The organism is Heliomarina sp. (assembly GCF_052826185.1).
The window spans coordinates 105,004-124,525 of record NZ_JBRBUI010000016.1 but is presented as its reverse complement, the minus strand read 5'-3'; the positions used below and the strand labels follow the sequence as shown (position 1 = coordinate 124,525).

General features: G+C 58.8%; 19 protein-coding genes, 1 tRNA gene and 1 pseudogene. 10 read left to right on the top strand and 11 right to left on the bottom strand.

The genetic code is table 11. The annotated features are described in order from the left end of the window. Nucleotides 1-31 precede the first annotated feature (31 nt). The 5 genes from ACU0FH_RS03890 (at nt 32) to ACU0FH_RS03870 (ending at nt 4,333) form a co-directional block, all read left to right on the top strand. Nucleotides 32-646, top strand: a complete 615-nt coding sequence (locus tag ACU0FH_RS03890) for an FMN-binding negative transcriptional regulator (protein WP_446193437.1) — start codon at nt 32-34, stop codon at nt 644-646. A gap of 59 nt (nt 647-705) precedes the next feature. Further along, complete coding sequence (locus tag ACU0FH_RS03885) at nt 706-1,317, top strand: glutathione S-transferase (RefSeq protein WP_238371820.1); 612 nt, start codon at nt 706-708, stop codon at nt 1,315-1,317. Between the two features lie 210 nt (nt 1,318-1,527). Then, nucleotides 1,528-2,091: a ubiquinol-cytochrome c reductase iron-sulfur subunit gene (petA, locus tag ACU0FH_RS03880; protein WP_446193436.1), complete on the top strand. Its 564-nt coding sequence runs from the start codon at nt 1,528-1,530 to the stop codon at nt 2,089-2,091. A 14-nt stretch (nt 2,092-2,105) separates the two neighbouring features. Then, entirely contained in the window at nt 2,106-3,440 is a 1,335-nt protein-coding gene (petB, locus tag ACU0FH_RS03875) for a cytochrome b (RefSeq protein WP_446193435.1), read from the top strand. A 17-nt stretch (nt 3,441-3,457) separates the two neighbouring features. Continuing rightward, nucleotides 3,458-4,333: a cytochrome c1 gene (locus ACU0FH_RS03870; protein ID WP_446193434.1), complete on the top strand. Its 876-nt coding sequence runs from the start codon at nt 3,458-3,460 to the stop codon at nt 4,331-4,333. 231 nt (nt 4,334-4,564) lie between these two features. Here the strand turns inward: ACU0FH_RS03870 and mtaB are convergent, their stop codons facing one another. Both mtaB and dapF read right to left on the bottom strand, forming a co-directional pair. Beyond that, on the bottom strand, nt 4,565-5,815 hold the full coding sequence (mtaB, locus tag ACU0FH_RS03865; protein WP_446193433.1) for a tRNA (N(6)-L-threonylcarbamoyladenosine(37)-C(2))-methylthiotransferase MtaB: 1,251 nt from the start codon (nt 5,813-5,815) through the stop codon (nt 4,565-4,567). Then, on the bottom strand, nt 5,812-6,645 hold the full coding sequence (gene dapF / locus ACU0FH_RS03860; protein WP_446193432.1) for a diaminopimelate epimerase: 834 nt from the start codon (nt 6,643-6,645) through the stop codon (nt 5,812-5,814). Before dapF ends, mtaB begins: the two co-directional genes overlap by 4 nt. A 218-nt stretch (nt 6,646-6,863) precedes the next feature. Here dapF and ACU0FH_RS03855 point away from each other — a divergent pair. Continuing rightward, nucleotides 6,864-6,939, top strand: a tRNA-Lys gene (locus ACU0FH_RS03855). Nucleotides 6,940-7,398: 459 nt separating this feature from the next. Here the strand turns inward: ACU0FH_RS03855 and ACU0FH_RS03850 are convergent. Further along, nucleotides 7,399-7,954: pseudogene (locus tag ACU0FH_RS03850) on the bottom strand (transposase); the annotation flags it as partial. Nucleotides 7,955-8,113: 159 nt separating this feature from the next. After that, complete coding sequence (locus ACU0FH_RS03845; protein ID WP_446193431.1) at nt 8,114-8,512, bottom strand: VOC family protein; 399 nt, start codon at nt 8,510-8,512, stop codon at nt 8,114-8,116. 85 nt (nt 8,513-8,597) lie between these two features. Between ACU0FH_RS03845 and ACU0FH_RS03840 the strand changes: the two genes are divergently transcribed. Next, complete coding sequence (locus tag ACU0FH_RS03840; RefSeq protein WP_446193430.1) at nt 8,598-9,305, top strand: helix-turn-helix transcriptional regulator; 708 nt, start codon at nt 8,598-8,600, stop codon at nt 9,303-9,305. A gap of 657 nt (nt 9,306-9,962) precedes the next feature. On the opposite strand, the gene ACU0FH_RS03835 is transcribed toward ACU0FH_RS03840, so the two are convergent. The 4 genes from ACU0FH_RS03835 to ACU0FH_RS03820 are packed head-to-tail and all read right to left on the bottom strand — an operon-like array spanning nt 9,963 to nt 13,507. Beyond that, entirely contained in the window at nt 9,963-10,799 is an 837-nt protein-coding gene (locus tag ACU0FH_RS03835) for a class I SAM-dependent methyltransferase (RefSeq protein WP_446193429.1), read from the bottom strand. 17 nt (nt 10,800-10,816) lie between these two features. Beyond that, complete coding sequence (locus ACU0FH_RS03830) at nt 10,817-12,133, bottom strand: flavin-containing monooxygenase (protein ID WP_446193428.1); 1,317 nt, start codon at nt 12,131-12,133, stop codon at nt 10,817-10,819. A gap of 22 nt (nt 12,134-12,155) precedes the next feature. Further along, nucleotides 12,156-12,398 (bottom strand): DUF1127 domain-containing protein, encoded by a 243-nt coding sequence (locus ACU0FH_RS03825; RefSeq protein WP_446193427.1) that lies wholly within the window; start codon nt 12,396-12,398, stop codon nt 12,156-12,158. Then, entirely contained in the window at nt 12,395-13,507 is a 1,113-nt protein-coding gene (locus tag ACU0FH_RS03820) for a class I SAM-dependent methyltransferase (RefSeq protein WP_446193426.1), read from the bottom strand. The genes ACU0FH_RS03825 and ACU0FH_RS03820 overlap by 4 nt, the downstream gene beginning before the upstream one ends. A 114-nt stretch (nt 13,508-13,621) precedes the next feature. On the opposite strand from ACU0FH_RS03820, the gene ACU0FH_RS03815 reads away from it, so the two are divergent. Together ACU0FH_RS03815 and ACU0FH_RS03810 are read left to right on the top strand one after the other, a co-directional pair. Beyond that, the gene (locus ACU0FH_RS03815; protein ID WP_446193425.1) at nt 13,622-14,662 is read left to right on the top strand and encodes a GlxA family transcriptional regulator; all 1,041 of its coding nucleotides are present in this window, start codon (nt 13,622-13,624) and stop codon (nt 14,660-14,662) included. 150 nt (nt 14,663-14,812) lie between these two features. After that, nucleotides 14,813-15,340: a flavodoxin domain-containing protein gene (locus ACU0FH_RS03810; RefSeq protein ID WP_446193424.1), complete on the top strand. Its 528-nt coding sequence runs from the start codon at nt 14,813-14,815 to the stop codon at nt 15,338-15,340. A 292-nt stretch (nt 15,341-15,632) separates the two neighbouring features. On the opposite strand, the gene ACU0FH_RS03805 is transcribed toward ACU0FH_RS03810, so the two are convergent. The 3 genes from ACU0FH_RS03805 to ACU0FH_RS03795 form a co-directional block, all read right to left on the bottom strand. Continuing rightward, complete coding sequence (locus tag ACU0FH_RS03805; RefSeq protein WP_446193423.1) at nt 15,633-15,926, bottom strand: DUF1330 domain-containing protein; 294 nt, start codon at nt 15,924-15,926, stop codon at nt 15,633-15,635. 220 nt (nt 15,927-16,146) lie between these two features. Next, the gene (locus ACU0FH_RS03800) at nt 16,147-17,406 is read right to left on the bottom strand and encodes an MFS transporter (protein WP_446193422.1); all 1,260 of its coding nucleotides are present in this window, start codon (nt 17,404-17,406) and stop codon (nt 16,147-16,149) included. 281 nt (nt 17,407-17,687) lie between these two features. Further along, complete coding sequence (locus tag ACU0FH_RS03795; protein WP_446193421.1) at nt 17,688-18,299, bottom strand: TetR/AcrR family transcriptional regulator; 612 nt, start codon at nt 18,297-18,299, stop codon at nt 17,688-17,690. Nucleotides 18,300-18,481: 182 nt separating this feature from the next. Here ACU0FH_RS03795 and ACU0FH_RS03790 point away from each other — a divergent pair, with 182 nt between their 5' ends. Further along, the gene (locus ACU0FH_RS03790) at nt 18,482-19,450 is read left to right on the top strand and encodes a homocysteine S-methyltransferase family protein (protein WP_446193420.1); all 969 of its coding nucleotides are present in this window, start codon (nt 18,482-18,484) and stop codon (nt 19,448-19,450) included. Nucleotides 19,451-19,522 lie beyond the last annotated feature (72 nt).

The following is a 19,522-nucleotide window of genomic DNA, read 5'->3' as shown; positions in this document are numbered from 1 at the left end:
AGACTGCAAGAGCTACAAATCAAGGTTTCAAATGCACCCAAATCCCGTCTTCCACACCGCCGACTCGACCCGAAACCTCGCCTTCGCGCGGGAACGTGCTTTTGGCGTCCTGAGCGTGAATGGCGCCGATGCCCCCCTTATCAGCCATGTACCCTTTCTGCTTTCAGATGATGGAAAGAGCCTCGATCTGCATCTGGTACGCTCCAATCCCATCGCGCGCGCTTTGAAATCCCCGTTGGCGGCGGTGATGGCGATCAGCGGTCCAGACAGCTATGTCTCGCCAGACTGGTACGGCATCGACGATCAGGTACCGACGTGGAATTACATCGCCGTGCATCTACGAGGCACCCTCTCCGCCCTACCTCCCGAAGAGATGCGCAACATGCTCGACCGGCAATCGGCCTTGTTCGAAGAACGGTTGTTGCCCAAAACGCCTTGGAAGACCAACAAGATGCCAATGGATTTGCTCGACAAGCTGATGCGGTCGATCATTCCCTGCCGGATGCAGATCGACTCCGTCGATGGCACTTGGAAGTTGAGCCAGAACAAGACAGATCTGGCCCGCGAGCACGCGGCGGATCATATGGACAGCTACGGTTTCGGCGCGGATCATCGCCTGCTGGCCGCGCTTATGCGCTCTGCATAGACAGGCTGTTGCGCCTTGCATAGGGTGACGCCAAACACGTCAGAAACGGGAGCCGTTACGTGAAACTCTTTTACAGCCCGACCTCGCCCTACGTCCGCAAGGTCATGATCGTACTACATGAAACCGGCCAACTTGACGATGTGACGCTGGAAACGGTGGCAACCACACCGATCGCGCCGGCAAGCGAGTTGCTGGGAAAGACCCCCCTGACCAAGGTCCCCGCGCTGGAACGTCCCGATGGGCCCGCGCTTTTCGACAGCCGCGTGATCTGCGCCTACCTCGATGATCGAGCAAATGGCGGGCTTTATCCGCAAGGTAACGGGCGTTGGGATGCGATGACACTGGAAGCGATGGCCGACGGAATTCTCGATGCGGCACTAGCCATGACTTATGAGGGCCGTCTGCGCCCCGAGGAAAAACGCTGGGATGAATGGGTCGAAGGCCAATGGGGCAAGATCGAGCGCGCCTGTGCCGCGCTGAACGGCCGCTGGATGAGCCACCTTGCCGGGCCATTCGGCATCGGCCATATCGCGGTTGCCTGCGCGCTGGGTTACATTGATTTTCGGCACGATGCTCGCAACTGGCGCAAGGGAAATGATGCCCTGGCGAAATGGGTCGAAAGCGTCGAATCGCGCCCCAGCGTCGCCGCCACTCGCCCGCCAGAGGGCTGAACGCAGCGCACCAAGGTTAATTCACCGGCGCGTGAAGCAAGCCCAACTTGTGTTTTTTTGCGGTTTTGCAACCCCATGCGACGTCCTGCGCGGCTTTGACCGCTGGACGAACCTTTTTGACCTCGCTAGACACGCCAAATGAGGGGCCGTATTCCGTGCGGTCCACACGCATGTTTGCCCCCAGCGGGCGCTGGAATTGGAGAAAACCTCGTGTCCCACGCAGACGATCACGAAGGCACCCGGAGAGATTTCCTGTATTACGCAACGGCTGGTGCCGGTGCCGTAACAGCAGGCGCCGCGATCTGGCCACTGGTCAATCAGATGAACCCTTCTGCCGACGTTCAGGCCCTTTCATCGATCTATGTCGATCTGAGCGGCGTTGAGACCGGCACCCAGATCACCGTCAAGTTTCTTGGTAAACCCGTGTTCATCCGTCGCCGGACCGAGGCCGAAATCGAAGCCGCCCGCGAAGTCGACGTGAGCGCGCTGCCCGATCCTAATGCCGAAAACGCCAATATCTCGGGCGAAGCACCGGCTACCGATGAAAACCGCGCGCTGGACGAAACCGGCGAATGGCTGGTCATGATGGGTGTCTGCACCCACCTCGGCTGTGTGCCGCTGGGCGACGGCGCTGGCGACTTTGGCGGCTGGTTCTGCCCCTGCCACGGGTCGCACTACGACACTGCCGGGCGCATTCGCAAAGGGCCCGCACCGCGCAATCTGCCGATTCCGGTTGTCGAATTCACCGACGAAACAACCATCAGACTGGGATAAGGGGAGGACTGAACATGGCCGGAATTCCGCACGATCATTACGAACCTTCGACTGGCGCTGAAAAGTGGCTTCACCGCCGCCTGCCCGTAGTCGGCATCCTGTACGACACCATCATGATCCCCACGCCCAAGAACCTGAACTGGATGTGGATCTGGGGGATCGTCCTTACCTTCTGTCTGGCGCTTCAGATCATCACCGGCATCGTTCTCGTGATGCACTACACGCCGCACGTGGACATGGCATTTGCCAGCGTCGAACACATCATGCGTGACGTGAACGGCGGCTTTATGCTGCGCTACCTGCACGCCAACGGCGCCTCGCTGTTCTTTGTCGCGGTTTACGCGCATATCTTCCGCGGTCTCTACTACGGTTCCTACAAAGAACCGCGCGAGATCACCTGGATCATCGGCATCCTCATCTTCGTTCTGATGATGGGCACCGGTTTCATGGGCTACGTCCTGCCCTGGGGTCAGATGTCCTTCTGGGGTGCAACCGTGATCACTGGCCTGTTCGGCGCGATCCCGTTTGTGGGTGAATCGCTGCAGACATGGCTGCTGGGCGGGCCCGCCGTGGACAATGCCACGCTGAACCGCTTCTTCTCGCTGCATTACCTGCTGCCCTTCGTGATTGCCGGTCTCGTGATCGTGCATATCTGGGCCTTCCACACCACTGGTAACAACAACCCGACCGGTGTCGAAGTGCGCCGAGGCTCCAAGGCCGAAGCCGAGAAAGACACCCTGCCCTTCTGGCCCTATTTCGTGATCAAGGATCTGTTCGCGCTGGCGCTGGTCATGGTGATTTTCTGGGCCATCGTCGGGTTCATGCCGAACTACTTGGGTCACCCAGACAACTACATCGAAGCCAACCCGCTTTCGACGCCCGCGCACATCGTGCCCGAATGGTACTTCCTGCCGTTCTACGCGATCCTGCGTGCCTTCACCTCCGAAGTCTGGGTGGTGCAGATCGCGTCCTTCCTGACCGGTGGCATCATCGACGCCAAGTTCTTTGGAGTTCTGGCGATGTTCGGCGCGATTGCCGTCATGGCGCTGGCGCCCTGGCTCGATACTTCCTCGGTACGTTCGGGCCGGTACCGTCCGATGTTCAAATGGTGGTTCGCGCTGCTCTGCGTCGACTTCATCGTGCTGATGTGGCTTGGTGCCATGCCTGCCGAAGAACCCTATGCGAGCTTTTCGTTGATCGGGGCCGCTTACTGGTTCGCGTATTTCCTCGTGATCCTGCCGCTGCTTGGCGTGATCGAGAAACCCGATCCGCGCCCGGCGACGATCGAAGAAGACTTTGCCGCGCATTACGGCGACGCCGACAGCAAATCCGCTGCGCCGGCTGAATAAGAAAGGGACAGGGAAACATGTTCAAGAAACTTGCAATCAGCAGCATCCTTGCGCTGGCCCTGACTCCGGCGGCGGCTCTGGCCGCTGGTGGAGAAGCCCATGTGGAGGATTTCGACTTTTCCTTCGAGGGCCCTTTCGGCGCCTACGACCAGAACCAGTTGCAACGCGGTCTCCAGATCTACACCGAGGTCTGTGCTGCTTGCCACGGCCTGCGCTACGTGCCGATCCGCACCCTCGCGGACGAAGGTGGCCCCGGTATCCCCGAAGATCAGGTGCGCGCCTATGCGGACCAGTTCATGGTCCTGGACGAAATCTCGAACCCGCAGCTCTTTGACACCGAGACCGAGGAATACCGCGCGCTGATCCCCGCGGATCACTTCCCGGCCAACAACTCGCAGAGCGCGCCCGACCTCAGCCTGATGGCCAAGGCACGGGCCGGCTTCCACGGCCCCTATGGTCTGGGGATCAACCAGTTCTTAAAAGGTATCGGCGGACCGGAATATATTGCCTCTCTGCTGGTAGGCTATGAAGAGCCCCCCGCTTGCGCCCCCGAGGATTTCCCTGGTCACTACAACACAGTATTCGCCGCGGGCGGCATTCCGGACAGCTGCCGGGACGAACATGGTCATTCGACCATTCCCGGAAGCTGGATCGGCATGGCGCAACCGCTTTACGGTGAAGATGTCGAGTTTGCTGATGGCCACTCGAACGAGCTTCACCACGAAGCTCAGGACGTTGCTGCCTTCCTGATGTGGACCGCCGAGCCCAAAATGATGGCTCGCAAGCAGGCCGGTTTTGCCGGTGTGCTGTTCCTGACCGTTCTGACCGTTCTGCTCTACCTCACGAACAAGCGGATCTGGGCGCCTCACAAGGGTAAGAAAAAGCACGACTGATCGCTTAGAGATGAATTGAGAAAACCCGTCGGCCGAGCCGGCGGGTTTTTTCGTTGGCCGTTTCGAATTTGGCAGCAAGTAAAGCGGCGGAAATTCGGAAGCCTCAACTTTACTGTGGAACCGTGGATCCCCCATTCTGTCCGGAAGTTTGTTTAGCTTCCCACAAGCGCAGCCTTCCGTTCACCAGAAAGCTGACGAAATCCTACGCGCCAGTGCCAGAAGCAGGTCGCCTCAAGCCGTAAGGTGGCCTGATGCATGTCCGGTGATCTTGACATGCACAAGTGCGCCTTCGATCTGCGCGCTGTCAAAGCGAACCTCGGTAAACTGTTCGGTGCGCCCCATGTGCGAATTCTCCATCAGCACACGATGGTTCCGACCGACCTGGGCCGCAAGATGGCGCTCTACCTGTCTGGCCCCTGCGTCGCGCAGACGCGCCGCCCGTGCCTTTATGACATTTCCATCCACCTGGGACGGTATTCGCGCCGCTGGCGTGCCCTCCCGCTTGGAATACGGAAAGACGTGCAACCAAGTGAGATCGCAGTCCTCGACCAGTTTCAGCGAATTCTCGAAATGCGCTTCTGTTTCCGTCGGGAAACCCGCAATGATGTCCGCGCCAAAGGTCATGTCCGGACGCAGGCGCCGTGCTTCCTCGGTAAAGCGGATTGCATCGTCGCGCAGGTGGCGACGCTTCATCCTTTTCAGGATAAGGTCATCACCATGTTGCAGCGACAGGTGTAGATGCGGCATGAGGCGCGTTTCTGTTGCGATGGCCTGCATCAGGTTCTCATCGACTTCGATACTGTCGATGGAAGAGATCCGAAGACGCGGCAGATCAGGCACCAGCCGCAGGATACGCATAACCAGATCGCCAAGCGGCGGCGTTCCCGGTAAGTCGGCACCCCAGCTGGTCAGGTCAACGCCGGTCAGCACGACCTCATTGAATCCCTTATCCACCAGTCGTTTGATCTGTTCAACGACCACCCCGGCTGGCACGGAGCGGGAATTGCCCCGGCCATAAGGGATGATGCAAAACGTGCAACGGTGATCACAACCGTTCTGGACCTGCACATAGGCGCGGCTGCGGGTGCCAAAGCCGTCGATGAGATGACCGGCCGTCTCGGTGACCGACATAATATCGTCGACCTGTACAGGCTCCGTCCCGAAGTTGCCGGAAAGCCCTGCCCATGTCTTGGCCTGCATCTTTTCGGTATTGCCGATCACCGCGTCGACTTCGCTCATCTCGGCAAAGGTCTGCGGTTCGGTCTGGGCCGCGCATCCCGTCACGATCAGGCGCGCGTGGGGGTTTTCGCGCCGCAGCTTGCGAATCTCCTGCCGCGCCTTTCGGACCGCTTCAGCCGTCACGGCACATGTATTGACGATTACGGCATCGCTCAGCCCGGCCTGACTGGCGAGGTCTTTCATCGCCTCGGTCTCGTAAGCGTTGAGCCGGCAGCCCATCGTGGTGAACTTGGGCGGGTTCATCCCAGTGATTCCAGAAATTCCGGTGTCAGAACGCCAGAGAAGACATGTGCTGTCGGCCCTGTCATCCAGACTCCATCCTCGCGCCATTCGACCTGCAATTCGCCACCGTCCAAAACGATATCCACCTTGCGTCCCGTCAGACCGCGGCGTACCGCTGCAACGGCCGTTGCGCAGGAGGATGACCCAGACGCCAGCGTCACACCAGCGCCACGTTCCCAGACCCGCATTCGGATACGATCCGGCGCGATGACCTGCGCAACCTGCACGTTGGTTCGCTGCGGATAAAGCGGATGATGTTCATAGCGCGGGCCAAAGTTTTCCAGCGGCACCGCCTCGGCATCTTCGACGAAAAATGTGCAATGCGGATTGCCCATTCCGGTCGCGACAGGCGCACCTTCGATCGGCAGTTCAAGCGTATCCATCTGCTCTGCCAAAGGAATTTCCGACCAGTCCAGCTGAGGCGCTCCCATATTGACCGAGGTCAGCCCGCCGCCCGCATCGCAGGCTTCAAGCGTTCCGCGATCCGTCGTAAGCACAAGCTGGCCACTTCCGGATTCGCTAATCAGGTGCCGCGCGATACAGCGCGTGGCATTGCCGCAGGCCGCCGACGTGGAGCCGTCTGCGTTATAAAATGTAAGATGCGCGTCACCGGTTCCTTTGGTAATCAACGCAAGCTGATCGAACCCGACACCGAAATGCCGGTCGGCCAGTCCACGCGCCAACTCGGGCGTCACGGCAAAACCGTTCTGCCGTGCGTCAATCACGACAAAATCGTTGCCAAGCCCGTGCATTTTCATAAAGGGCAAACCGGTTTCAGAGCGCATGTTCATGACGCTGCATATAGCGACAGGCTGACCGAGAATCCAGTACGTGAAAATTATCGCTCTTTGCCGCTTGACCCCTGTCGCCGCCTTCCCTAGTAACGCCCCGAACACCCCAGCGGGATTCGTCCTGAACGGTGTTTATTCGTGATTTAAGCACTTGATCCGCGAGGAGCATTCAGCTTAGAGAGCGGGACTGAAACGGTCTGACCGTTTCAACAGAGAGTGGGCCGTTAGCTCAGTTGGTAGAGCAACTGACTTTTAATCAGTGGGTCGCAGGTTCGAATCCTGCACGGCTCACCACTGAAATCAGATACAAAATCACTAAAAACCAAAAGCGCATTTTACTGAGAACTGCCTTGAGCCGCGCAATTGCGGAGGCTTCAGACGGGCTCCGACGAACTTTGAGGAACCACATTTTTGGTAAACCTACTGAGGTAAATTGCCTTCCCAAGCTTGGTCGATCACGGTCAGTATGTCCCCCCGCGCAAATCTCAGAGAAAATCCGGTTAAGCCCTTTGTGTCAGGTGCTGCACCGGGCCCGAACGGCTGCTATGCGCAGATGCTGTTGAAATACTCGCCCCGAATTTTCGAACGGCGAGTTAGGCATATCGTTCTCGCAGATGTTTAACGTCGGTGACAGCCTCAGGTTGGCGAATTTGCGGAGGTTCTGGATTGTTGCGGCTATGTTGAACTCGTCCTTGGCGCCGTTCGGTCGTCGGAGGCGAAGGCGGTCGAGGCCGAGTATTTTCTTCAGGTGCGCGAGATTGCCTTCGGCTTGACGGGCGTGGCCGCACCCATAGCGTTCGCATGTTTTCTCGAACCGGTGGCGTTCATGCGCTCACCATCCAGCCTGGCGAGGTATTCCTGCGTTGCTCGGCTTGCCCCTGTCTTCCGCTGGCGATTCCGAGGAGTCTAGCATGGAATATCGGTTGGCATCCGCCTTGATCAGCGAAGCGTCCGCCCAGCACCGCCGCGAAGAGATGCCGGAACAGATCGCTCTCACGGAACCGTCCGTGCCGGTATTCGAGAAAGTCGAATGGTCCGGCACCGGGTCGGTAAATTCGAGGCGACACAACCAGCGATACGCTAGGTTCCAAAGAACCTCGTGGCAAAACTGCCGTTCTGACCGGATGCCAAAGGCATAGCCCGCGATCAGCATCCGTATGATCAGCTCCGGATCGACCGACGGCCGCCCGGTATGGCTGTAGAATGGTGCGAGATGACGGCGCGTGTCTCCGAGATCGACGAAGCGGCCGATGCCCTTGAGCAGATGATCCGACGGGACATGGCCTTCGATCGTGAATTCATAGACCAGCGCGCCCTGCGAAACCCGCCTCGACCTATCATCGCCAGCTCTCCCATGCCTCGGGAGAAGTGAACCAGCAGCCAAGCCATCGCTCACAGACACATTGCCGCTGACAGCGGCCGCAGTGCACCTGCTTTCGCGTCCCGACCGGAGGTGGTCGCTGAAGCCCTAGGACCTTAAGCCAAATCGCGCCTTCGCCGCCTCGGTCTCCGGCATGTAGAGGCTTACGAGATTTCCCTCGGGATCACGCAGTTGCAACGTCCGGTTTCCCCACGGCAGCAGCTTCGGCTCATGGACGACGTCCAGCGTCTTCAGACGCGCGAAGTCCGCGTCAATATCCTTCACCTGAAGCTCGATGATTGACGTCCGGTTCGCCGCGGCCTCGGCACTGCCTTCCTTAAAGAGCGCCACGGTCTCTTCCGAAGCAATGGCCAGCGATGCGCCCGGCGTCACGATTTCCGCGAAGACAGGGGCCAGCCAGTCGGCTTTCACACCCGTGACTGTTTCGTAGAAGGCCGCAAGACCCCGGACATCCCGAGCGATGAGGCGGACAGAAGCAAGTTTCATTGTCTTTTCCTTTTCTGCGGCACTTGAACGATCGCCAGCGCTTCTAGACAGGTCCTGCCGACAGCATTGTGGCAACAGGAAACCGGTGCGCAGCACCGACCGCCTTTTTCAGATCATCCAGATCCTTCGTCGCACGCCGCGCCCCGTGACGGCTGCCGCGATCGCGGAAGAACTCGAAGTGTCGCGTCGCACGGTCTATCGCGACATTGCCGATCTCATCGGTCGCCGAGTCCCGATCCATGACACAGCAGGTTTCGGCTACACGCTGGACGATGATTACGAGATGCGCCCTCTGGCCCTTAGCCCGGACGAGACCGAGGCCCTTGCCCTGGGCGCACAATGGGTGAGCCGTCACCCCGATCAGGCGCTGGCCCGTCTTGCATTGGACGCATTGTCTAAGGTCCGGTTGTCCCTGCCCGAGTCCAGCCGCACGGTGCTGGAGCAGCCCGCACTAGGTTTGAAGTCGATTGCGACTGCCCTCGGGGCAACGCTCGATACCACTTGCCTCCGGGAGGCCATACGTCGGTGGCGCGTTGTGACATTTAACTACCGTGCGCTCGACGAGACAATCAGCCAGCGACACGTCTGGCCGATCCTTCTTGGCTACGAGGACACCCGCTGTCTGTTGATTGCATGGTGCGAGGAACGGGATGTCCTTCGCCATTTCCGCCTAGAGCGCATGTCCCACATGGAAATTCGCGAACGAAGGCCGCTCAAACGGAGGGCGGATTTGATGCGGCAATGGCGTGCCCAACAAGAAAAGGCGATGGAGGCTGGAAGCCGCAAAGTGTAGCGTCTTGGTGGGGAACCTCAACGATACCACCTTCTTGATCGAGGGGTAACATTGGGCTGCCACCGGTCATCCATTGCGCATCGTGCGAACGGCAGCAAAGGGCCGGAATCGACTGCGGACCTGGTCGAGTCTGCCGGACTTAGTCGCGGCTCCGAGGCATAATTGCGTCGAGCTCAGAATGCCGGATGCTCCGTAGAATTGTGAATGACCGCTCCAGTGAATGAAGTTGTTTTCGATGCCTATCACCTATGAGTTTAGAATTGCTCCCTAGCAAATTATAGAGACCATGATCGGCTCTATCTGCGCGAAGAGAACCGTTCCAAAAACCAGTCCAGTAAAGGCGCATCAACGGAAACGGGTTCACGTCCTTTCGCGCCGCAACCCCAAACAACTTACGTTTTTGACCGCGACTACCTGATACGCCTAAGGCCAAGCGCACTCCTAATCGGAGCCTTTACATGCGTTTGAATCCTTGGCGTAGCCCTCTCGTAGCGCAGAACCCTGTGAGATGTGACAGTTCCACATGAATGTGGGTCGAATGCCTCTATCTTGTCTCGGATCGAATGCCGCGTTCGCTGAACAGGCTGATCAAACTGGTCCAAGTGATCTTTGCTACAAGCTTGCGATACGCTACGTCAGCGCAGAGACTAAGACAGTTTAGCCCGGTGCAGTGGCGATGAAATGAGCGGGCCGAAGATGTCCTTGGTTCGCGATCAGGGCACGCCTTTCGGCGGTTGCAATGAGTCTTTCGGCAGTATCGGCGCCGATCCTTCCAACAATCTCGGACCAGCGCGATCGTGCAGCGGCCTCGGCTTCCTGCGCTGCAAGGTCCGAAAACCAGCGGTTGCGATCTTTGGCAGCAATATTCCTGAACCCCGCATCCTCCATGGCAGCCTCCATCTCTTTGATCGACGCGATGACGAAACCCATGCCGTTGCCAAGCCATGCAGTCATCTCGGGAGAATAAGGTGGCGGTCCGCAGCACCAGTCACTGAAAGCACAGAGCCCGCCCGGGACCAGTATGCGTCGGATTTCGGAAAAGAGCAGAGCCTTGTCGGCGATGTGAATGAAACTGTCCTTACTGAAAACGATGTCAAACTCAGCGTCCACAAATGGCAGCACCCCTGGCGCGACGTGAACCAGTTCAAGCTGCCCGGCGACACCATGCTCTTGCGCGAGGGCCGCAGCACGCTCGAGTACCGGCCGCTCCACGTCAATTCCGGTGACGTGACCCGCTCCGAATTTCTTTAAGAGCGAGATGGCCGGACCACCTGCGCCGACGCCGATGTCGAGCACATTGAGACCGCTTATATCTTGCCCCTCCAGAAGGGCGGCGAGATCTTCCACGCCGCCCGGAGAGAGCCAGCCGGCCTCCCAATTAGCTTCGAGAGTCCGGATTACGTTGGCGCCGTAGATTGGGCGCGGCGCTTTGAGCGGTGCGAAAACTGCACTTTCCTTATTCTGCAATCTTGCGTCTTCTGCGGATTCGGACATCAGTTCATCCTTTCAATTCACATTCTGTTTTTGCGAACCTGCGGCATTCCGGTACGGGGAGTGGCGTCAGGGTCGGAGTCTATCGGACGGGCAATAGGAGGCCTCCTGTCCACGGCGTATGGTCGCCTCGCCGTCATCGGTTCGCGTCCTGCTAGACGACGGCGTGTGCCAGCATTGTCTCGTTGGGCAGTGGCCACCGCGAGATCAACCTCGATGCCTGACGCGATACGCTTGGCAGCAATCCCGGCCGCGTCAAAGAAGCCTGTGAAAATCGGCTTGAATCCTGTGAACCAAAGACCGGGATGATCGGGATCCCGCTCTCCCATAGGGTGGTTTGGCCATCCGTTACTGTCGAGGACCCCGAGATGACCAAGCAACGGTTCCAGACCAGTCCCATACCCAGTCGCTGCAATGATGACATCCAGCTCTCGCGAGGTGCCATCGTTCAGAACGACGCGGCTGCGATCAATGCGTTCAATCTGGGGCACGACCCTGAAGCGGCCAGATTTCAGCGCTGCGACGAACCCGTCGTCGATCGCGAAGGTCACACCGTCCCGCAGAAGACGGGTGCTGCCGCCTTCGGGATGGCTTGCCAGCCCGTAGCGCCGGAGGTCTCCCAGAAGGAGCCGCTCGGTCAACTTGAACGCGGGATCCGTCAGTTTGACCGGCAGTGCCGCGAAGAGGCGCGCAAGCCCATGGATCGGGTAGCCGAAAATGCTTCGGGGCACGATGGCAGGGCCGTGGCGCACGGATATCATTACGGTCTTGGGCCGATGCGCCGCGAGATGGTTAAGCGCGTCAGTGCCGGAGTTCCCGGCGCCAACCACAAGCACGCGCTTTCCGTCAAAGCGGGAAACGTCCCCGAGATCGCCGACATGTAGCAATTCGCCCTCGAAGGTCTCTCGCCCCGGCCAGTCCGGGATATGGGGCAGACTTTCTCGTCCAGTGGCGATGACAATATGAGCCGCGCGATGAACGCCATTCGTCGTGGTGACCTGCCACCCATCCTCGACCCTGACAATCTCTTTCACTCCGGTTCCAAAGTGGATCGGCGCACCGAGCTGCGCGGCGTAGCGCTCCAGATGCCCGACGACCGTGTCGCGCTTAAGGTAGATGCCATCGGTTCTTGGCGCCGGCTGTCCCGGCAGGCCCGCGAATTTCCGGTGAATGTTGAGACGAAGCGCCGGATGGCGGGATCGCCAAGGTTCTGCTACTCGGTCTTTCGCTTCGAGTACGCTGACCGCAAGTCCGCGGCCAGAAAGTGCCCGGGCGGTCGCGAGGCCCGAAAGCCCCGCACCGATCACCAGCACGCGTTCTGCATATATGGGAGACATTTCCAGTCCTTTCGGTTTTTGCTTAGAATCTGTGACGCCAATCGGGATCCGTGCGCCGCCGGGCCTTGTCCCGCAGGTCATTTTTGCGCCAGCCGACGCGGTCGTGCAGGCCTATATCTCGAAGCAGATACTCAGGCATGTTTGAAAGCGCGATAATCTCACGGCGGATCTGCCGCCGCTTGCGAACGCTTTCGGTCATGCGTCCGAACACACGGGAAATACCGGGTTCACGGCGTCGCGATGCATGGATTTTCAGATCAGTCATGTCATTGGTCCTTGTGGCTGTCCCGCTCTGACGCGGGCGATGAAATAGGCGTTCATGTCGTCGTGCGGCAGCCGGTGTGTCTCGACCGAGTCAAAGCCGCATTCCGCGAGGTGTTCCTCGGCGGTCTCGACCCCCCACATCGCACCGAGCCCCGGGCCGCCCTGACCGATTGAGATCGGCGTGCAGTGCATGCTCGAGATCGTGTACAAAAGCGGCGCGAAGGGATTGGCGATGTTCTTCTCCAGATCGCGCGAACCCCCGATATCCTGCATCAGGAAGATTCCGCCGGGCCGCAGCGATCGGTGAATCAGGCGCAGGAAACCCCTGGGGTCGGCCTGGTCGTGAACGGCATCGAAGGCAGTCACGAGATCGAATGCACCGACGGATTTAGCGGACGACAGGTCGCAGCCTTCAAAGTGGAGGTTCTTGGGACCCTCTCTCTCGGTTTCCTCCTGCGCGGTGCGAAAAGCATCCTCGCACAGGTCGAACCCCGTGAAGCGGCTATTCGGGAATTCCCGCGCGAGGTGCAACATGGCCCGCCCGCCGCCGCAGCCAAAGTCGGCCACCGTGATGCCCTCACGCAGGCGATCGATCAGGCCTGGCACAACGGGCAGGATCGCTCCGGTCAGGTTGGCAACAACAAGCTGTGCGCTGTCCTCGGCCATAACCTCGTGGAAACGGTCGAAGTGATTGTAACACAGGCCTTTCCCGGTGCGGAAACGTTCCAGCAGATCGTCCTCGACCACGGCCGCGAGACAGATGAACTGTGTCGTCACCGCAAGGTTGTCGGGGCTGGCCGCGCGGGTCAGAATGGCCGCGTGCTCTGTCGGGAGCGTGTAGCTTTTTCCCACCGGATCATAATCTACGACGCCTGAGGTGACCATCACGCCCAGCCATTCGCGCAAGTAGCGCTCGTTCACGCCGATCTTCTCGGCAAGCGCGACAGAGGTCAGCCCGGGATTTGCGGCAATCCCGTCAAGCAGCCCGGCGCGATGACCAAGCGAGGTCATGACGGCCAGCGCCGCCTCATTCAATGTGCCGACGAAGCGTTTCGCAAATGTTTGGGCCTTGGCTTCGTCGAATTGGGCAATCGGTGATTGATCTGTCATTTTCAGGTCTCCGTATCTGGGCCGTCTGGCGCTTGTCGTGTGGACAGTTCTGGCGCACTGGCCCGAGTCGTGATATGCGTGGATTTTACCGGAACGGTGAAAATCGGACACTGCATGGATCAATCGACAGCTCCTCTGAACACAGTCGTGCTGGCACTGCCCTTTACCGGCACATCAACGATGTTCTGTATTCTCGATGTGCTGAGTTCAGTGGGTCGTGACTGGGAATTGCTCCACGCCAAGGCCCATCAACCCAAGGTCTTCGATGCGCGGATGGTCTCGCTTGATGGCAAGCCCTATGAGGATGTGAATGGACGGCGCGTGACCCCCGAGGGGCAGCTTCCCAAACCGACCGAAGCCGACCTGGTTATCATTCCCGACCTGCACATCGATCCGGCCGTTTCACCGCCGGATTTGTTCGAGCCAGCGGCGGAATGGCTCCGCTCGGCAGCTGCAGGCGGTGCAATCGTGACATCGGTCTGTTCCGGTGCCTGGCTGCTGGCCCATGCGGGCCTGCTCGATGGGTGCGAGGCAACGACTCATTGGGGATTTGCCGAAACGATAGCGCGGCGCTACCCGGACGTCTGTATGCGCAGGGAGCGCATCCTTGTTCCTACGGGCGAAGGCCATCGTTTGGTCACCGCAGGCGGCATGTCGTCCTGGGGCGATCTGATGCTCTATCTCATTGCGCGCTTCGCCGGTCAGGACGAGGCGCGACGGATTGCGAAGATCTACCTGCTCCAGCCACACACCGAGGGACAACTCTGTTACGCTTCACTGCTCGCCGGCCAACAGCATGATGACGCTCTCGTGGCCGAGGCACAGTCTTGGGTTGCGGATAACTACGCTAATCCGACGCCGGTTGCGGCAATGGCCGCCCGGTCCGGTCTGAGTGAACGCAGTTTTCTCCGGCGGTTCCGACGCGCCACGGGGCAAACCCCGGTCGAATACGTGCAGACGCTCCGAGTAGAGGAAGCCAAGCAGATGCTGGAAACATCCGACATTCCGATTGAAGAGATTGCCGACGAAGTTGGATATACCGAGACATCGAGCTTTCGGAATGCTTTTCGCCGTCATGTCGGCCTGTCCGCTTCGGCTTATCGGCGCAAACATGCGAGTATCGCGCCAATTCTGGCGGCTTCGCACGGCGCATGACTGCCAAATTACTGCTTTCCGTCTTTAAGCGATCAAGCACCCCGGGGTCGAGTAGAGAGCATGATCCCATTTGCACCGGCGCAGTTGATCCGGGCGGATCGGTAGAGGATACTGATAAAATCGGTCGCTCCAGCAACGGAAGGAGCCGAAATGAAAGTATTGGTCGCCTATGCATCCAGCGAAGGTCAAACGCGAAAAATTGCCCGCTGGATTTCAGACCGGATTGCAGATTCGGGACAGGCGGTGGAACTTGTCAGTGTCGCGGACGCGGCGGGTATGGATTTCGGTCGATTTGACCGCGTGATTCTCGCCGCCTCGATCCACGTGGGTCACTATCAGCGCGCGTTTACAAATTTCGTTTCGACAGAGGCGAAGAATATGCGCGGTTCGCAGATACTATTCTTGTCAATTTCCCTTGCCGCCGCAGGCCACGAGGCTGAGGATTGGAAAGGTCTTGATCTGATCCTTTCGGACTTCTGCGCGGCAACGGGATGGACACCAGACAAGACGGAACAGATTGCTGGCGCTTATAAGCCATCGCAATATGACGTGTTCCGACGCTTTGTGATGCGTCGCATCGTTGCCGCGAAAGACCCACAAGCGGATCTAGATGCTGACAAAGAATATACCGACTGGCAGCGCCTCGGTGCGCAGGTTGACGATTGGCTGGGACTTTAACGCGCGTCCCGAAAAACCCTCGATACTGTACTTATCCAATGACCGATCTCGCGCCGCGAACTGCAACGCCGCCACGATGCAGTTCTGCCCGGGGCGCTTTTTACCAGACTGACGAACCGGAACTCTGCGACCAGGATCATTTAAGATTGAAGTGGACCGCCTATCCTGGAATTGGACAATGTCATTCCAAAAATCTCATCGACTTGCAGCATCCGGTGCAAGAGGTGACTTTGGGAAGTCCATCGGAACGCCCTGATCGATCTGGCGCAACCGATCAACCTATGGACAGCTCTCACCCCAGCGCATCTACAATGATCGCATTGAGAGACGACCCTGAGCGGCGCAAGACGGCAAGAGTCTGAAATTCCTTCGAGTTCCAAAACGCTTCTGCGTTCTTTCGATCGGGAAACTCTACGATAAATGCAGCATCCGGAACCGGATTGTCGCCTTCCACTAACTGTGGATTGCCTCCCCGCACCTTGAACGTTCCGTCATGCGCAGCCACGACCTCTGGAATACTGGCGAAGTATTCCTCCATCCAGTCTCGACTGTGGATCATCATCTGTCCGATTACGAATGCCGTCATACAAAGAGCCTCCTCAACTCGGGCGCCAACTTCTTGCCGAGCCTAAACTGTTTGCCTGCACCCGGGCAACTTTGCCGATCAACAGGGCAGCTTTATCAAAACCTCGGAGTTAGAGGATCGTTTCGGACGCCGCCGAAGCGCCGAACTCAAAAAATCAGCTCTGCAAAACTCACAGCCAGGATCAATACGGGCCACAAGGCAAGCGGATCCCGGGTCACCATCAAGAAACCGTCTCCCGTTCAGCTTCCGCGTGATCTGCCGCCCAGGCGCCTGCGGCTTCAACAGCGATCGGAGAGGCTGTCGGCAAGACGCCAAGATAGCTTTCTGTTTCCTCCACAGAAGGCGCCGCGCGTTGGGTCATGCGGTAAAGGGCATAAACGGCGATGCTAGCAAATGTTCCGCCAAGGGCGAGCCAGAAGGCGAATGGACCAAACCATTGCATTATCGCCCCGGTGACCAACGGACCCAGAATAGCCCCGATCCCGAACGTCAGCACCAGACCACCAGAGGCCGCTGGCATTGCGTCGCTCGACAGCGAGTCATTGGTGTAGGCAAGGAAGAGAGCGTATAAAGGTGTCGTCACGCCACCTGCGAAAAATGCGGCCGCCAACAAGGCCCACAAAAGGTCTCCCGCGATCCAGGCCAGTCCACAGCAAAGCGCCCCCAGAACGGCGGACCCGAAAATCAGCAACCTTCGGTCCATCCGGTCCGAGAGCCACCCGATGGGGTATTGCAGGACCAGCGCCCCCGCAAAAAGCATCGCGACGAAAAGCGATATCTGCGCAGCGCTCATCTCGATGAGAGATCCGAACACAGCCGCCATGCCGGATTGGGTTGCATAGACCCCGCCAAGAAAGAAGATTCCGATGGTTCCAAGAGGCGACGCCCTGAACAGCTCACGAAGCGGCATCGGACGCGCGACCTCGGCCGCCGGAACCGGCGAGATGGACAGAAGGATTGGCGCGAAAGAAACCGAGACAAATATCGACGCACCGATGAAAAGTGCTGAAGAGGCCGCGTCTCCAAGGTTGAGCAGCGCCTGGGCGCCAATAATTCCAAGCGTCTGCGCAATCATATAGGCGGCCAGTACCTGCCCCCTGTTTTCATTGGTCGAAGCATCGTTCAGCCAGCTCTCGGCGGTCACATAGATGCCCGACATACAAAAACCGATGAGAAGGCGCAAAATGGTCCATGCCCAAGGTTCGGCCACCAGCGGAAAGGCGATAAGCCCAGCGGACATGAAACTGCCCAGCGCGGCGAAGACACGCACGTGCCCCACGCGTCGGATCATGATCGGGCTGACACGCGCACCGGCGAGGAAACCTGCAAAATAGCCGGATGTGACGATTGCGAGTTCGCTTGCTGAAAACCCTTCGATTCCTCCCCGAAGTCCGATCAAGGTGAAATGCATGCCGTTGCCCAGCATGATCAGCACTATTCCGAGCAGAAGGGCCCAAACCCCCGACAAGACCTTGATCAAGATAACGTCCTTCCAATGGCAATACGTATGACTTCAGCAGCGCATCGGGACAGGGCATGTGTCAATGCTTCCCGCCCGGTTTTGGCTCCGGTAATAGCGATCTCTACCAATCGGTCTTCAATATGCACCCGATCCACCGGTTGGGCGCTTCGATAGCCCAACTTCCAAATCTCCGATCTGATTTGCCATGTCGCAACTGCTAGTCGACACACCGGTATCAACCCGCAGCTGCTTCGACGCTAGGCGGTGTCAGCAACCCGCGGACAGACCGGGTCCACAATTCATGGACGCGGATTGAACAGTAGCTTGATGTATTGCCGCAGCAACATGATCTGCCCGGCAGTCATCTTTGGTTCGCCGAGCGATTTGGCCATTACGATCCCTCCTTCGACAACCGTGTTGACGAAATCGGAAAGCGCATCGAAATCGACCTCTTCCTGTGGTGGATAAACCGCCGCGATCTGGTCGAACATCTCGCGAAATCGTTGGCGCCAGCCCAAAACAGCGCGCCGGTTGGCATCGCGGACCTTCTGATTGAACAATCGGTCCTGATAGGCCGCCGTGGCAACGATACAACCGGGGTGACCGGTTTCCATATCTTCCAGCAATTCGGCCAGCAGCTTCATCCCGATCAGCGCCCGGTGCAGCGGATCGTCCGACAGTTCCGCCGCACGCTCGAAGAGGCTGTCAAAAAGCTGGTCTTCAAAGGCGACGTGGCGGTCGATCAGGGCCAGTGCGAGGGCGTTTTTGTCGGCGAAATGATAAAAGAACCCGCTGCGGGTAATATCTGCGGCTGCGACAATCTCATCAATCGACGTGGCGTCAAAGCCTTTCGCCAGAATCGACTCCTGCGCGATGTCCAGAATTCGCTCTTTGTGGCTTGGTCTTGGCATTTCAAACTGGACCCCCAGTCGGGTTTCGCTTGCAGCAAGAGGCGCAGAGCTGCGCGTACTTCAGGGCAAAGCATTGATAGAAAAAGAATATTCTTGATGAGGCGAAACTGTACCACGCGTTCGCTGTTCAAAAAAGACCTGTGCAGCCAAAACGAAGGCATTGAAAAACAAGGAGCACAGCGATGACACATTCAACGAATTTCGAAGCCTTCCTCGCCTCAGACAAGACATGGGTCGCCGATGGCGGGCTTGAGACCGACCTGATCTTTTCTGATGGGCTCGACCTGCCCCATTTTGCCTCTCTCCATGCCTTCGACACCGACGAAGGACGCGCCATCCTCGCGCAATACTACGATCGCTACATCGAGGTTGCCCGCCGCTCGGGAACCGGCTTTGTCCTCGATACAGCAACCTGGAGATCGGGGGCCTTCTGGTCGAATGTTGTCGGTCGACCGCTCGCCGAGCTCGAAGCGGCAACACGAGAGGCGGTGACTGCGGTACGCGAAGCCCGTGAAAGGCACAGCGATGTGCCGACGGTGCTTAACGGTGCTGTCGGTCCGGCGGGTGACGGCTATGCGCCCGATCGGCTCTACACGGCGGAGGCGGCCGAACCACTGCACGCTCACCAAGTGCGCTGGATGGCCGAGGAAGGTGTCGAGATGATCTCGGCGGTGACCATGACCCATCCGGGCGAGGCGATCGGGATCGTCCGTGCCGCCCGCGCACACGGTCTGCCTGTCGTGGTCAGTTTCACTACCGAAACTGATGGCCGCTTGCCCACCGGCCAGTCCGTCGAAGAGGCTATTGCCGAGACCGATGCCGCAACTGGCGGTGCCCCGGTCTTTTACATGATCAACTGCGCCCATCCCGATCATTTTGCGTCGGTTCTGGCAGGCGACTGGACATCGCGCATTGGCGGGATTCGCGCCAATGCGAGCCGTATGAGCCATGCAGAACTCGACGAGGCCAAGGAACTGGACGCGGGCAGTCCCGAGGAGTTCGGCGAACTCTACGGCGCTCTGTACCAAACGCTCCCCCAGCTTCGGGTCATCGGCGGATGCTGCGGCACTGACAAGCGTCATATCGGATGTGCGGCGCATCATATAATCGGCTCAACGAGCCATGACAGTCACAAAGAGGCCGCCGCCTGACCACGAACGAAAATTGTGGTTCGCGAAGGCCGGGCAAACGTCCGGCCTTCCGAGCGTCAGGGCGCAAACCTG

Coding starts and splice junctions, on each gene's coding strand:
- ACU0FH_RS03890 (WP_446193437.1), top strand. CDS start 32: ATGCACCCAAATCCCGTCTTCCACACCGCCGACTCGACCCGAAACCTC.
- petB (WP_446193435.1), top strand. CDS start 2,106: ATGGCCGGAATTCCGCACGATCATTACGAACCTTCGACTGGCGCTGAA.
- ACU0FH_RS03870 (WP_446193434.1), top strand. CDS start 3,458: ATGTTCAAGAAACTTGCAATCAGCAGCATCCTTGCGCTGGCCCTGACT.
- mtaB (WP_446193433.1), bottom strand. CDS start 5,815: ATGAACCCGCCCAAGTTCACCACGATGGGCTGCCGGCTCAACGCTTAC.
- dapF (WP_446193432.1), bottom strand. CDS start 6,645: ATGAACATGCGCTCTGAAACCGGTTTGCCCTTTATGAAAATGCACGGG.
- ACU0FH_RS03845 (WP_446193431.1), bottom strand. CDS start 8,512: ATGAAACTTGCTTCTGTCCGCCTCATCGCTCGGGATGTCCGGGGTCTT.
- ACU0FH_RS03835 (WP_446193429.1), bottom strand. CDS start 10,799: ATGTCCGAATCCGCAGAAGACGCAAGATTGCAGAATAAGGAAAGTGCA.
- ACU0FH_RS03830 (WP_446193428.1), bottom strand. CDS start 12,133: ATGTCTCCCATATATGCAGAACGCGTGCTGGTGATCGGTGCGGGGCTT.
- ACU0FH_RS03825 (WP_446193427.1), bottom strand. CDS start 12,398: ATGACTGATCTGAAAATCCATGCATCGCGACGCCGTGAACCCGGTATT.
- ACU0FH_RS03820 (WP_446193426.1), bottom strand. CDS start 13,507: ATGACAGATCAATCACCGATTGCCCAATTCGACGAAGCCAAGGCCCAA.
- ACU0FH_RS03815 (WP_446193425.1), top strand. CDS start 13,622: ATGGATCAATCGACAGCTCCTCTGAACACAGTCGTGCTGGCACTGCCC.
- ACU0FH_RS03810 (WP_446193424.1), top strand. CDS start 14,813: ATGAAAGTATTGGTCGCCTATGCATCCAGCGAAGGTCAAACGCGAAAA.
- ACU0FH_RS03805 (WP_446193423.1), bottom strand. CDS start 15,926: ATGACGGCATTCGTAATCGGACAGATGATGATCCACAGTCGAGACTGG.
- ACU0FH_RS03795 (WP_446193421.1), bottom strand. CDS start 18,299: ATGCCAAGACCAAGCCACAAAGAGCGAATTCTGGACATCGCGCAGGAG.
- ACU0FH_RS03790 (WP_446193420.1), top strand. CDS start 18,482: ATGACACATTCAACGAATTTCGAAGCCTTCCTCGCCTCAGACAAGACA.